Source organism: Microcystis sp. LE18-22.4A (assembly GCF_027531105.1).
In the GTDB taxonomy this organism is placed as follows: domain Bacteria; phylum Cyanobacteriota; class Cyanobacteriia; order Cyanobacteriales; family Microcystaceae; genus Microcystis; species Microcystis aeruginosa.
Genome location: NZ_JAPZRB010000541.1, coordinates 15,843 through 30,171 on the forward strand (window position 1 = coordinate 15,843; position 14,329 = coordinate 30,171).

A 14,329-nucleotide genomic window follows, 5' to 3' on the forward strand; every position below is an offset into this window, starting at 1 on the left:
AATCATTGAGAAGCCAACTCCGACTGATCCACATTTTGGCATCACTTCTCTTAGGGATTTTTATCTATTCCCCCTGGCGCAATCATCCAGGAATGCTGATAGCCGTCGGGATTGTTGTCTTTCCCCTCCTAAGCTTCACTGGACTTTGGATGTGGCAAGGGCGACGCATCGAAAAATGGTTAATGGAGAGCCGAACCATACTTTCCTCAGAGGATTCTCCCTCTTAATTGAACTAACTTAACGTAATTCTGGTTCTTCGGTGTGTGTTATGTAATAGACGGGGATTATAAGGCATGAAAACCTTATAAAGAAAGACATTAGGCGATTTTTGTCAATTGTTGTTGATCTAGAAGGAACTAATCAATTAAATCTCTTGCCAGATCAGGATTTAGTCGATTTATGCCCCCCCGATCAAACCTGACCTAGTAACGAAGAACCGTGATTCTCATCCCTTTATCAGGAGAAATTGATCAATGAACACGACTCAAGCTTTGCACTACGATGTTGTAATTATGGGGGCTGGCTTTGCCGGCTTATGTCAAGCGCGACACCTGATGCTCAACATCCCTAATATTCGGGTGGCGCTGATCGATCCTCGTCCCGAAAATCGACCCGATACAGATCTCAAAATTGGCGAATCTACAGTTGAAATAGCCGCCCTACTCATCTGTAAAGAGTTGGGACTGCATGATTACATGATTGAAAATCATCCTCCTAAAGCGGGACTGAACTTCCACTGGCCGAAAAATCCGGCTGAAACTGATTCAATTGACGATTATTATCACGTCTGGATCAATCGTCAACCCCCGATTCCGACTTTTCAGATCAACCGAGCAAAGTTTGAACGGGACTTGCTCAAAATGAATAAGGAAATGGGAGCAACCTTCTACAACGGAAGAGTTGTCGATGTAGATTTAACCGAAGGCGATCAACTCAAAACCGTCACAGTCAAATTAGAGGATACAACCATAGAAATAACAGCCAAGCACATTGTTGATGCGGCTGGTCGCCGATTTATTATAGGCAAAAAAACCGACAATCTCATTTTTGGTTCAGACCAACTTTTAGGAGTTAATAATGGCTCCGCTTGGGTAAGGATTAAAGATGTAGATCGGACCATTTTCCATAGTGGTTATCATCCAGCAGGAACCACTGTCAGTCATTACTACGCTACCAACCATTACTTTGGCCCTGGTCATTGGCTGTGGATGATTCCCATTGATCGAGATAGTAAAGAACTTTCTCTGGGAGTCATTCACCACCATGATGTCATTCCCTCAGCCACCATAAACACCCAAGAAAAGTTTACTGCTTTTTTGAAAGCCAACCATACAGTTCTCTATAAATTATTGCAAAGTAGTGAATTGGTTGACTTCCATTATTTGCCGCGAGTTGCCCACAAAAGTAAAGTGATGTTTTCGCCTGATAACTGGTATGTTGTCGGAGATGCAGCCTGTATTTTTGATGCTTTTTATTCCCTGGGAACAACGATGATTGCCATCGCCGTTGAAAGCATTACCGAAATTGTCCGCGCCAAATTGACAAAGGAGGCCAATGCTGAAGAAAAACGGGCTGTTTACAATGAATTCAATTTGGCTTTTACTGATAGCGTCAACACTTTCATGCAGGAACATCAAAAACAATTAGGTCATGCCAGTATCATGAGTTGGCGGATTTACTTTGAGTATATGTGGTGGTTTGGTGTCTTAGTCCCCATGTACATAGGTAAATGGCATTTAGATCCAGCTTTCCTGAAACAGTTTACTGGACCTTTCCGCACTTTTCTCAATGGCTTATTCGTGGATGTGTATCAAGACTGTAACCAATTAGTAGAGCGCGGAGTTAATATGGGCTTGATGGATGCGATTCGAGCCGATCAACTAATCGGCAGTTACTATACCTTTAAACACTTTGAAGACTTCCTAGAAAATAGCAAGCTTGAACCCCAACGCTGTAACATTTTCACCAGCATGAAGAATACCTTTTTCTATGTGGCAATTTGGTATGCAATGTTCCAGTGGAAAGGTTTTGGCTGGCGCGGCCTGTTGAAACCCCGCAATTTAGCTCATTTTAGCTATCTGTTAGCCCAAAGTGGATTATCAGCCTTGGGAGAAATGCGGCATAACTTCTTGACTCGTAGTCTGCCAGATAATAGCGAAATCGAGGAAATGCGCCAAGAATTCAAAGAATATCGCTATCAAGGCAAATTACAGCCCTGGAGTGCTGAACTTTCTTAAAACTTGGTTCAAAGCCCATAGTTTTTCCTTCTCTTAAATTCAAACAATTTACCAAAACTAACCTCGATTAATTCAGGAGTAAATCAATGCAAATGACTCAAGATAAAGAGTATGATGTGGTCATTATGGGTGCTGGTTTTGCTGGCCTATGTCAAGCGCGACACCTCAAGCTCAAGATTCCCAATATCAAAGTAGCTCTAGTCGATCCCCGTCCGGAACAACGCACAGATAAGGACTTAAAAATTGGCGAGTCCACCATTGAAATTGCCGCTCTTTTTCTTGCCAAAGAATTGGGACTACATGATTACCTAATTGAAAATCATGCTCCCAAACAAGGGCTTAACTTTCACTGGCCCAAAAATCCAGCAAAAACTGAAACAATCGACGACTACTATCATGCTGGCTCGAACCGACAAGTTCCCATTCCCTCTTTTCAAATCAACCGCTCCAAGTTTGAACAAGACTTGCTAAAAATGGATAAAGCCATGGGAATCAACTTCTATAATGGGCAAGTTGTCGATGTTGATTTAACTCCTGGCGATGCCATTAAAACAGTTAAAATCAAGGTAGGCGATGAAAGAATGGAACTGCAAGCCAAACACGTTATCGATGCAGCAGGACGGAAATTCATCATCGGGCGCAAGACTGACAACCTCCTATTTGGTCCAGAAAACTTAATGGGATTAAACACAGGATCTGCCTGGGTGCGAGTGAAAAATGTAGATCGTACCATCTTCCACAGTGGCTACGATCCGCTTAATGCCTCAACCAGCCATTATTACTCAACTAATCACTATTTTGGCGAAGGACATTGGCTGTGGATGATTCCCATTGATACCCAAACGATGGAATTATCTATTGGAGTAATTCATCACCATGATGTGATTGATTCCACTCAAGTAAACAGCCGGGAAAAATTCCATAATTTCCTGCAAAATCATCACCAAGTTCTCGCCAATATCATTGATAGTGGAGAAGCAGTAGATTTCCACTATTGGCCGAGGATTTCTCACGCAAGCAAAACCCTATTTTCTCCCGACAATTGGTATGTCCTTGGCGACGCTGCTTACATCTTCGATGCTTTCTATTCCTACGGAACCACCACGATTGCTTTAGCTATTGAAGGGATAACGGAGATTGTACGGGCCAAACTCGCAGGTGAAGCTGATGCGGAACAAAAACGGGCTGCTTACAATGAGTTTAACTTAGCCTACTCCCGTAGTGTCAACTGTCTCTATCGGGGACACGCCAAACAGTTAGGACAAGCCAGTGTGATGAGTTGGCGCATTTACTTTGAGTATATGTGGTGGTTTGGGGTACAAGTTCCTATGTATGTAGGTAAATGGCATTTGGACCTCACCTATATTCCCATCTTTCTCAAAACTCTAAACAGCAATATTGATGGACTGTTTGCTGATTTAAATGAACAATTTACCGAACTAGCAGACAAGGATGTCAATATTGGGTTAATGGATTGTTACCGGGGCGATCAACTTTTCAAGGGTTATCACACTCTCAAACACTTTGATGACTTCTTAGAAAATACTAAGTTTGAACCGCGGCGGTGTAATGTCTTTGCTGGTTTAAAAGCTACCTGTTTTTATGCCGCCCTCTGGTATGCACTCTTTCAATGGAAAGGATTTGGTATACAAGGTTGTCTCAATCCCCGCCATATTTACCATTTCATGCGCCTGTTAGGGTTGTCAGGACAAGCAACTATCGGCGAGTTAATTTATAAGTTTAAAACCAAAGGACTGCCTGCCAACAGTGAAATTGAAGCGATGCGTCAAGAGTTTAAAACTTATCAATATCAACCAAAACTCCAGCCTTGGCTGGCAGAAGCCACCAATTCTTAAGGATTTTGGCTTGCATCAAATTCAACGCCCTTCTCTCAATCATCTGTGAGTGTCAATCACTTCATCAACCATCAAGGAGTTAACCATGAATTCTACCATTACTCAATCTCGAGAATACGATGTTGTCATTATGGGAGCAGGCTTTGCTGGACTGTGCCAAGCACGACATCTCATGCTCAACATCCCTAATATTCGGGTGGCGCTAATCGATCCCCGTCCCGTGGAACGCACAGACAAAGATTTAAAAATCGGTGAGTCTTTAATCGAAGTTGCCGCTTTGTTTCTCTGCAAAGAATTAGGACTACATGATTATTTAATCGAAAACCACCCCCCCAAATCTGGTCTCAATTTCCACTGGCCAAAAGATCCGGCAAAAACAGAAACCCTTGATGATTATTATCATGTCTGGGCAAACCGTCAAACTCCAGTGGGGTCTTTTCACCTACAACGGGCTAAATTTGAGCAAGATTTACTGGTGATGAATTGTCAGATGGGAGCCGATTTTTACGAGGGACGGGTCAAAGATGTCGCTCTTACTTCAGGGGATGAGCTAAAAACAGTTTATGCCAAAGTTGGCGAGGAAAATATTACCCTTCAAGCCAAGCACGTCATCGATGCCGCAGGCAAGAATTTTATTATTGGACGCAAAACTGATAATGTGCTTTCCGGTCCAGAGAATCTCCTGGGACTCAATAATGGTTCAGCGTGGCTGCGGGTGAAAAATATCGACCGCACGATTTTCCACAGTGGCTATCATCCCGAAGGCGCATCTACCAGCCATTATTATGCCACCAATCACTATTTTGGCCAGGGTCATTGGTTATGGATGATTCCCATTGATAAGCACTCGATGGAACTATCTATTGGCATTATTCACCATCACGATGTTATTCCTGCTCATAGCATAAATAACCTTGACAAATTTGCCAATTTTCTCAAGAGCAATCATACTATTCTCTCTCAATTGATTGAAAGTGGGGAAGTAGTTGATTTTCATTACTGGCCGAAAATTGCCCACAAAAGCAAAGTTCTTTTTTCTCCTGATAACTGGTACGTTATTGGGGATGCTGCCCATATTTTTGATGCTTTTTATTCCTATGGAACGACCATGATCGCTTTTGAGGTAGAAAGTGTTACAGAAATTATCCGTGCTAAATTGGCTGAGGAAGCAGCAGCAGAACAAAAACGATCCGCTTACAATGATTTCAACCTAGCTTATGCTCGTACTGTCAACTGTCTCTACCGAGATCATGCCTATCAACTCGGTCATGCTAGTGTTATGAGTTGGCGGATTTATTTCGAGTATATGTGGTGGTTTGGTGTCCATGTTCCCACCTATATTGGTAAATGGCATCTGGACTTAAATTTTATCCCCCGCTATGTGAAAATTGCCGATGGCAATGTTAATGGAATTTTCGCTGATTTATGCCAGGAATTTCATCAATTAGTGTCACAGGGTGCTAATATTGGTTTAATGGATGCCTATCGGGCCGATCAATTGCTGGGCGGTTATGGAACCTTAAAACACTTCGACGATTTCTTGGAAAATACTAAATTCGAGCCTCGGCGCTGTAATGTTTTTGCCAGCATGAAAGCCGCTTACTTCTACATTGCTATTTGGTATGCTCTCTTTCAATGGAAAGCTTTTGGCATCGCCGGTTGGTTAAATCCGAAACATTGGTATTACTTTGGTCGGATGTTGAAGCTATCGATTCAAGCCACAATCGCCGAAGTAATTTATAAGCGCAAAACCCGAGGAATAGCTGATAACAGCCAAATTGAGAAGATGCGTGAGGAATTCAAAAACTATCACTATCAACCGCAGAAGAAATCGCCTTCTGTTGTTCAAAACGTGGTCGGTGAAAGAGTAACAATTGAGTCTTTTCCTGCTTAGTAGGAGCGAATAGCTGTCACTGGTGTCAACTTAAGCAAAGCCAAACTATAATCTGTCATGGCGAGATGGCGTTTTTGTCAATCCCCCCCTCGCTATGACATTCAAAAAATCATCATTTTTACTTAATTTGAGACTAATGATCGCTGTTCACCCGTAAAATTCCTGCTCTTAGTTGAGGTAATTATCATGGAATTAGCCACCTTTGTCTCATCCCAATTCATCTTAGAGCCTAATGAATTGCGCCGGGGAATTAACCGCATTGGCTTGAATCTTTCCGAATCAGAATTCAATGCACTCGTGCAGGGGAACTCAGTTGACTTGGAAGGTAGAGGACTGAGTGAAATTGGCTCAATATTTATCATGGCAGCCGCTGTTGCTCCACTTAATTTAGGTAAGCCGAGAACGCTGCTTAAGTTTTCTGATTTACCGACTCTTGTTGAGCCAAACATTCCGCCTGAAAATGCTAGTTGTCCTGGAATTCCGATTTACTGTTGGCTCTCTGACTTAGACAAAAAACGTTGTGTTTATCTCACCTTAACCGATAGTAAACCAGTTCTCCAGATCGGGTCTTAGCAGAGAATTTTATCAGTTAACTAATGAATCATAGGGAAAAAAGATGAAATTTTGGCTACTCGGCGGAATACTTATTACTTTGGTGGCACTACTGGTACTTTTAGGACTGGTTTACCAGCAAGTTGCCACAATTAAAGACCTAAGTAAGTATCCACCACCTGGTCAATTGATAGATGTAGGGGGTTATCGCTTGCATCTCCACTGTAAAAGTCAAGGTAGTCCCACTGTGGTGATGGATTATGGACTAGGGGGAATATCTCCCCTCTGGCATTGGGTTCAATCGGAAGTGGCAAAGTTCACCTCTGTCTGTGTTTACGACCGCGCTGGCTACGGCTGGAGTGAACCCAGTCCCCATCCTCGCACCAGCCTGATTATGGTTCAAGAACTACACACTCTACTGAAAAAAGGGGGAATAGCCGGACCTTATTTACTGGTGGGTCATTCCTTGGGAGGGTTGAATATGCGCCTGTTTGCCAGCCAGTATCCTTCAGAAGTAGTGGGAGTGGTTTTAGTGGATGCGGTACCGGCAAATGTCTATAGCCGTCTGGGGAATGAATTTAGGAAAAATATGGCAGCAACGCGGCAAATGTTTCGCAGTTTATCCATTATTTCTCGCCTGGGAATCTTACGCCTCCTGCTGCAACTCAAAGGCAGTGATGTCGCTCCCGAATTTGTCCAAAAATTGCCCCCGTCTGTACAATCTGTTGTTTTAGCGAAGTTCCTCCCCCAAAGCTTTAATACTGCCTTAGCCGAAAGCGCATTAATGGAAAAAGATGCCGCATTGGTCAGTCAAACTTCCTTTCCCTCCCACTTACCCTTGGTCGTAATTTCCCACGGACTGAATATGTTTTCCGGGCAAAATGTAGAAGCATCTGAGTCTATCTGGCAGCAATTACAGAGAGAAACCTCCCAGCTTTCGACTTCGGGAAGCTTACAAATCGCTCACAGCAGTGGTCATAATATTCATATTGATCAACCTGAATTAGTTGTCGATGCAATCAGGAAAATCTTAGAACAGACTAACCTCAAGGAGAAGACAAATGAAAAACTCTAAGTTTAAAATGTTGCCACTTGTTCCAAGCATTATAAGCTTAACAGTTTCCCTATTGCCAGGGGCAATTACTCCCGCCAATGCCTCTTCTTTAAACTGTGGTTCAGGGAACAATTGGATTTCTAATTGTTCGAGCCAGATCTACGATTTTGCTAACACAGTTATCGTTAGTGCTAACTTTGGCTTTAGTCCGAATAATTTACCAGATTTTACCGCAATTCTCCAAGGAAAAACCCAGATTTTATTAGGAAATCCCGTTGATGCCATTATTGGCAATCCTTTACTGGGTAATGTAGGCAGTGTTGATGGTATTACTGACGTAGTTCAATTGGAAGTCTTCCACAATATCGCTTCAGGTTCTACTCCTTTTGTCCCCCTGATTACTGCCTTAGCTGGGGATGGAGTGCCGGATTTAGCGCCGACTCCTCCAGGGTCAACTTTACCCTATGTTTCCCTTTATTCGGCAGGAGCTATCAGCCAAAGAAATGATAACCCCTCATTAGGAGATAGTTTCTTGAAATTCTTTTTAGAAATCCAAGGAACGCCGGAAGGAACAATTCGCACCAGAGACCCCGTAACCCTCAATCTCTCCTCACCCTTAACTGGGTTTCCTCCAGAAGGAGCCGGGAGTCAGCTAGAATTCTTCAGTTCCACCATTACCCCTTTATTTACTCCTGGACCTGATGGAGTGTTTTGGACAGGGGATGAAGTCGAAGTAGCTCGCATTGTTCCTGATGCTAACAATCGGGCAGTGACTCTTTCCCTAACGCCAATTCCTGAGCCTTCTAATACCCTGTCTTGTTTACTATTAGGACTCGGACTCTTGGGAGTTAGTTGCTTAGAAAAAGCTGGCAAAAAGTTTCAGTAACTTAAAATAAATCAACTTTTTATTTAAAGGCAAAAGTTTATGTTCAATTATCGCGGCAAAACAGCACTAATCACGGGAGCATCATCTGGGATTGGCGAGATATTCGCCCGCGAGCTTGCTAAACGTGGCATGAATCTCATTTTAGTAGCACGAACCGAAGAAAAACTACGCACAATAGCAACCGATCTTTATCAAGTTTACGGTGTCCGCACTGAAGTAATTGTTGTTGATCTAAGTCGTGAAAATGCTGCTCAGGACGTTTTCAGCGCTGTCGAGGAAAAGGCACTTACTGTAGATTTACTTGTTAATAATGCCGGGTTTCTTAACTATGCGCCCTTCGAGCAAATTCCCCTTGAGCAAGATCACGCACAGGTGATGGTTAACGTAGTGGCTTTAGTTGATTTAACCCATAAATTTATCCCAGGAATGCTGGCTAAAGGGGAAGGAGCGGTAATCAATTTATCCTCTAGTGGAGCCTTTCAGCCCATGCCTTACATGGCCGTTTATGGAGCGAGTAAGGCGTTCGTCCTCTCCTTTAGTGAAGCGCTTTGGGCTGAGTATCGCCATCGAGGACTGCGTGTCTTAGCGCTCTGTCCTGGACCGACAGCAACACGGTCTTTAGTTAAGATCTTTGATGATGGGAGTGCCACCTCTCCTCAGCGGGTGGTAGCAGTTGCTCTCAAAGCTCTTGAAGACGGGCGCAATTATGTCATCCCCGGACTTAAAAATTACTGGCTTGCTAACAGCATTCCTCGCTTAATGCCACGCAGTATAACCGTGCAAATCTTGGAACGAATAACTCGACCGAGAAGGGGGGACCTCAATGAAACAAGATAATTAAAAGTTAAAAATCTGCTTAAGTTCCTCAACTTAAGTTGGTAAATTCCGTGAGAGAAAAATTACTATGGCAACTCAAGCAACTAGGACAACAATGACAACTCAAGCAACTAGGACAACAATGGCAACTCAAGCAACTAGGGCAATCATAGCAACTGGAGCAGTATTTTCGAGTTTCCTCTTAAACTTGCACCCGGTACAAGCCCATGGAGGTTTACATCAACCACTGCCACCAGCGCCACCTTTCGTCGATCCACTAGCATCAGGCAGCGTATTTTACGGAAATCCACTCTCTTTGGGGAATGGAATGGTTCGCACCTATGTCAAAACCGATGGCCAAGGAGATCCCTCAGAAATTGGCTATATCTTTGACAAAGTGGCTCTAACTGGTTTACCCGAATTACCAGTTTTTCCCACTGCGTCACTGCGTCTTTTTCCTCCCTTGCCTGCCAATGCTCCAGCTACAGCTTTTAAACACGTTGAGCTGATTTATTGGAGTCACGGTCACGATCCAGCACTCTCTAATATTGCTGACCTGATGCACCCCCATATAGACTTTACCTATTTCTTCATCACCAACGAGCAACGAGACTTAATTTGTCCCCATCCAGACCTAAATAATCCGGTCAGTCCCTTTGTTTGTACTGGAGAAGAACTGGCAAAGGTACTAGAACCACCACCGCCTGGTGCGATTCCTACTGATTTTATTCAAGTTCCGCCCTTTGTTACTTTTTATGGGTTACAGCGTGCTGGAACCGCTTATTTCGATCCCTCAGAGACCTTAGATCCTTTCACGCAAACAGTTTTCTACGGGTTTAATGAGGGGAAATTGAGTTATATCGACGTTCCCATGGGCGCTGGTTTTATCGAGGAGTTTGGGGAACAACCTAATGGCGGCAGCTTTACTAGGCCGATTAAACAGCCAGCCGGCGGTATCTATCCTGAGGCTGGATTCTATCCTACCAACTATACCCTTACCTATAACCCGAACAGTGAGCAATATACGATGTCCTTGGGAGGATTAAGATATCGGTCTACTTCCGTTCCTGAATCTTCTTCTGCTTTATCTTTATTGGCTTTCGGCGCTTTGGGGGTGGTAACTAAGCTCAAAATTGGCCAGAAAAAACCTAAATTAGCTGATGAGGTCAAGGCTTTTGGTAATGTCTCAAACTCGAATGCTGAATCTACTTCGCTTTAGGAGCTTGCACTGATGAAAAATATCAAATTATTAGCGGCTGTTATTGGAGCAGTTCTTGCCTCTGTCTCTTTAGGAATAGAAGCAGCATCTGCCCATGGGAGTGGTTCTCCTTCAGTCCCTCCCCACTCACATCCACCTTTTTCAGGTTCAGCAAACAATCCGTTAGATTCAGCGTCTGTCTTTTACGGAGAACCATTGCCTCTGGGAAATGGAACATTTCGCTCCTTTGTCACCTTTGATGACCACGGAGAACCGACCAATATCGGACTAACTTTCTCCCAAGAAACTTTGTCTAGCTTACCCAATCCTGCTAACGGCAACCCTTCTACCTTTCCCTATCCCACACATTTTTATAACCCACTCTTGCCCTCTCAAGCTTCAGCAACCCCCTTCGGAGATTTAGAACTCCTCTATTTCAATGATGGTCATACGCCAGGCGGGTCAGGCTATGGCGAGGAGCATATCGACTTTTCTTTTTACTTATCTACTTTTGCGGAGCGACGCAGTACCATCTGTCCTAACACTAACCAATTCTTTGAATGTTTTGGAGAAGAATTGGAAAAAGCGGTTCAAGCTCCCAATCCAGAGGCTGTCCCCACTGGTTTTATCCAAGTTCCACCAGGAAGCCAATTTTACGCGATCTCAGGTGCAGGGACAGCCTTTTTTAATCCGCTAGAACCTAACCCTCGTGCTTCTTTATTCTTCGGTTTTAGTGAAGGAAAGATGACTTTTATTGATGTGCTGATTGCTACTGATTTTTTGAATGACTTAGCGACTAGCCAACCATCAGGAGGTAGCTTTACTGAGGCTATCCCCCAACCAGCCGGTTATCAGTATGCCAAGGGTGGCTATTATCCCACAACTTATACCGTTACCTATGATGAGGTGAATAAATACACAGTATCGCTAGGGGGTTTGACATTTCGGAGTGCCAATTCTACGTCCGTTCCTGAATACTCTTCTCCCTTGACGCTCTTAGGTATTGGTGTATTTGGTACAGTTGCCAGGTTAACAATTAACCGGAAAAAAGACAGACAAAAGCTGGTTTGAGAAAAAGAATTAATTTCTTCACCCAGCTAATCGATTTGATAACTTTAGGAAATTCAGGAGACAATCCATGAAAGATAAATTTGAATTTAGTGGCAAGTTGGCCTTAATTGTGGGAGGTAGCAGTGGCATCGGTAAAGCCGTCGCCGAGGCTCTTCTAAAAAGTCAAGCTCAAGTGATCATTGTAGGACGCAAAATTGACAAACTCAACAAGACGGCGCAAGAGTTGGCAGATTATGGGAATGTCGAAGTCCTACAGGCAGATCTTACCAATAAACAGGATGTCGCCAAGCTTATTGCTCGAATCGCAGAGCAGATGCCAGATATTGAGTATCTGGTTAATGCCGCTGGCATATTTTCTCCAAAGCCTTTTTTAGATTGTCAAGAGATTGACTACGACAGCTATCTCGAAATCAATCGCGGCACATTCTTTTTGACTCAACAAGTTGCCAAGAACATGAAAGTTCGTGGTAAAGGAGCGATCGTCAACGTTGGTTCAATGTGGGCTAATGTGGCTACTGCGGCAACTCCAGGTGCAGCCTATGCAATGGCGAAAGCTGGTTTACACGGACTGACGCGGCATCTTGCTATTGAATTGGCTCCCTACAACATCCGCGTGAATGCTGTAGCTCCTGCTGTCGTCGAGACACCAGTGTATGAATCATTTATCAATCCGAGCGAAGTTCATGAAGTCCTTCAAGGTTTCAACACTTTCCACCCTATCGGACGCATCGGGCAACCTGTTGATGTCGCCAATGCAATTTGTTTCTTGCTATCGGAGCAAACATCGTGGGTAACTGGTGCAGTATGGGCGCTCGACGGCGGAGCATCTGCTGGGCGGAATTCATAATTGTCCAAAAACTGGACACTTTCAGCGTTTTTTAGCGATTTCAGTCAAGAGTGAAAAAATGGAAACAACACCAAGTATTTCTGCGGATTTTCCTTTCGAGTCCAACTTTATCGAAGTCGATGGCTTTAAAATACACTATGTCGATCAAGGTTCAGGGGAGCCGATCCTGTTTCTTCATGGCAATCCCACCTCTTCGTACCTGTGGCGCAATATCATTCCCTATCTAACAGCCAAAGGGCGTTGCCTTGCCCCCGATCTGATTGGCATGGGAAAGTCAGACAAGCCGGACATCGATTATCTATTTTTTGACCATGTGAAGTTTATAGAGGGATTCATCGAAAGGATGAACCTGAAAAATATCACTTTGGTTATGCATGATTGGGGGTCTGCCATCGGCTTTCACTATGCTATGAGTCAGGAGAATAACATCAAAGGACTCGCCTTCATGGAGTTCATCAGACCTATGTCATGGGATGATTTTCCTACAAGAGCCATAGAGCTATTTAAGGCATTCCGAACGCCAGAGGTGGGCTGGGATTTGCTGGTGAATAAGAACGCTTTTATCGAGCAAGTGTTGCCCCTTTCCATCGTCAGACAACTCAGTGAAGAGGAGATGAACCGCTATCGGGAGCCATTCCAGAAAATAAATGACCGTAAGCCTATTTGGCGTTGGCCTAACGAGATACCGATTGAAGGAGAACCCGTCGCTGTAGTCAAGGCTGTCGAGACCTACCATGCAAAGCTTCTGCAATCGGATTTGCCGAAACTGATGTTTTATGCTGATCCAGGTGCATTAATCTCGCCGTCAATGGCGCAATGGTACGAGCAGCATCTGAAGAATTTGAAGTCAGTGAACATCGGCGCAGGCAGCCATTATTTACAAGAAGACAACCCCCATTTAATCGGAGCGGAACTCGTCAATTGGTATAACAATCTTTGAGGGTATTTATGAGTTTAATTAATTGTTATCGTCTAGTCAGTATTCTCCTGACAACTATTGCCGTCCTTGGCTTTGCTACTCCAAAAGCTCAAGCATCTTTACTTGTTGCTAGCAACGCTACTAACAGTGTCCTAGAGTATGACGAAATAACGGGGGCATTCATCAAGACCTTTATTTCTTCTGGCAGTGGCGGGCTAAAAGAGCCGCTCGATTTGACTTTTGGTCCAGATGGTAATCTCTATGTTGTCAGCCGTGCTACTGACAGTATTCTGAAGTACAACGGAACTACAGGAGAATTCATCAATGCTTTTGTTCAATCCGGTAGTGGTGGGCTGAAAAATCCGATCGATTTAGACTTTGGATCGGATGGCAACCTCTACGTCAGTAATAGTGGACTCAATGGAGGATTTGGCGAACCTGCCCCGATTAATAATAGTGCCAATAATGTTCTCAAGTACAATGGAACAACAGGGGAATTCATCAATGCTTTTGTCCCTTCTGGTGGTGGCGGATTAAAGATCCCTACAGGTATGCGCTTTGGCAAGGATGGTAACCTCTACGTCAACAGTCGTGACACCAACAGCGTCCTCGTCTATGACAAGACGACTGGTAACCTCATCAAAACTATTATTCCTTCTAACAATGGTGAGGTGGATGTACCCACAGGCTTGACTTTTGGAGAAGACGGCACCCTCTACGTCAGTAGCCTTAACACCCATAGTGTCTTGAAGAATGACGGAACAATGGGAACATTTCTCAATACTTTTGTTTTTCCTGGTAGTGGTGGGCTGATTGCCCCCATAGGTTTAGCCTTTGGTAAGGATGGCAACCTCTACATAATGGGACTTAAACGCCAAATAAAGATCAAATCGAGTATAATCGTTAAAGAGTAAGCACTTTACGTTGAAAGAGCAGCGATGAAAGAGACAACCCCAGCCGCGATGCCCCCATGCTTTGACCGATGGTGTCGGCGGTTTG

Annotated in this window: 13 protein-coding genes; all 13 read left to right on the plus strand. The window is 43.9% G+C overall.

The window, feature by feature from the left end; translation table 11 throughout:
* Positions 1-5 precede the first annotated feature (5 nt).
* The 13 genes from O9295_RS23065 to O9295_RS23125 all read left to right on the plus strand — a co-directional run bounded on the left by O9295_RS23065 (position 6) and on the right by O9295_RS23125 (position 14,244).
* Positions 6-227, plus strand: a complete 222-nt coding sequence (locus tag O9295_RS23065; RefSeq protein ID WP_254064467.1) for a hypothetical protein — start codon at positions 6-8, stop codon at positions 225-227.
* 246 nt (positions 228-473) lie between these two features.
* Positions 474-2,237, plus strand: coding sequence for an NAD(P)/FAD-dependent oxidoreductase (locus O9295_RS23070; RefSeq protein ID WP_288035630.1), 1,764 nt, complete (start codon positions 474-476; stop codon positions 2,235-2,237).
* A gap of 86 nt (positions 2,238-2,323) precedes the next feature.
* The gene (locus O9295_RS23075; RefSeq protein WP_288035631.1) at positions 2,324-4,093 is read left to right on the plus strand and encodes an NAD(P)/FAD-dependent oxidoreductase; all 1,770 of its coding nucleotides are present in this window, start codon (positions 2,324-2,326) and stop codon (positions 4,091-4,093) included.
* Positions 4,094-4,178: 85 nt separating this feature from the next.
* Positions 4,179-5,987, plus strand: a complete 1,809-nt coding sequence (locus O9295_RS23080; protein WP_288035633.1) for an NAD(P)/FAD-dependent oxidoreductase — start codon at positions 4,179-4,181, stop codon at positions 5,985-5,987.
* Positions 5,988-6,173: 186 nt separating this feature from the next.
* Positions 6,174-6,560 (plus strand): hypothetical protein, encoded by a 387-nt coding sequence (locus O9295_RS23085; RefSeq protein ID WP_002731634.1) that lies wholly within the window; start codon positions 6,174-6,176, stop codon positions 6,558-6,560.
* A gap of 43 nt (positions 6,561-6,603) precedes the next feature.
* On the plus strand, positions 6,604-7,614 hold the full coding sequence (locus tag O9295_RS23090; protein ID WP_288035634.1) for an alpha/beta fold hydrolase: 1,011 nt from the start codon (positions 6,604-6,606) through the stop codon (positions 7,612-7,614).
* Entirely contained in the window at positions 7,601-8,479 is an 879-nt protein-coding gene (locus O9295_RS23095; protein WP_288035636.1) for a hypothetical protein, read from the plus strand. The genes O9295_RS23090 and O9295_RS23095 overlap by 14 nt, the downstream gene beginning before the upstream one ends.
* Positions 8,480-8,518: 39 nt before the next feature.
* Positions 8,519-9,316 (plus strand): SDR family NAD(P)-dependent oxidoreductase, encoded by a 798-nt coding sequence (locus tag O9295_RS23100; protein WP_288035638.1) that lies wholly within the window; start codon positions 8,519-8,521, stop codon positions 9,314-9,316.
* A 67-nt stretch (positions 9,317-9,383) separates the two neighbouring features.
* On the plus strand, positions 9,384-10,514 hold the full coding sequence (locus O9295_RS23105) for a DUF5602 domain-containing protein (RefSeq protein ID WP_288035640.1): 1,131 nt from the start codon (positions 9,384-9,386) through the stop codon (positions 10,512-10,514).
* Between the two features lie 12 nt (positions 10,515-10,526).
* The gene (locus tag O9295_RS23110; protein ID WP_288035641.1) at positions 10,527-11,564 is read left to right on the plus strand and encodes a hypothetical protein; all 1,038 of its coding nucleotides are present in this window, start codon (positions 10,527-10,529) and stop codon (positions 11,562-11,564) included.
* 67 nt (positions 11,565-11,631) lie between these two features.
* Positions 11,632-12,411, plus strand: coding sequence for an SDR family NAD(P)-dependent oxidoreductase (locus tag O9295_RS23115; RefSeq protein ID WP_288035643.1), 780 nt, complete (start codon positions 11,632-11,634; stop codon positions 12,409-12,411).
* Between the two features lie 58 nt (positions 12,412-12,469).
* Positions 12,470-13,351, plus strand: a complete 882-nt coding sequence (locus O9295_RS23120) for a haloalkane dehalogenase (protein WP_287697383.1) — start codon at positions 12,470-12,472, stop codon at positions 13,349-13,351.
* A complete protein-coding gene (locus O9295_RS23125) occupies positions 13,348-14,244 on the plus strand; it encodes a Vgb family protein (protein ID WP_288035645.1) in 897 nt (298 codons plus the stop codon). The genes O9295_RS23120 and O9295_RS23125 overlap by 4 nt, the downstream gene beginning before the upstream one ends.
* Positions 14,245-14,329: the final 85 nt, after the last annotated feature.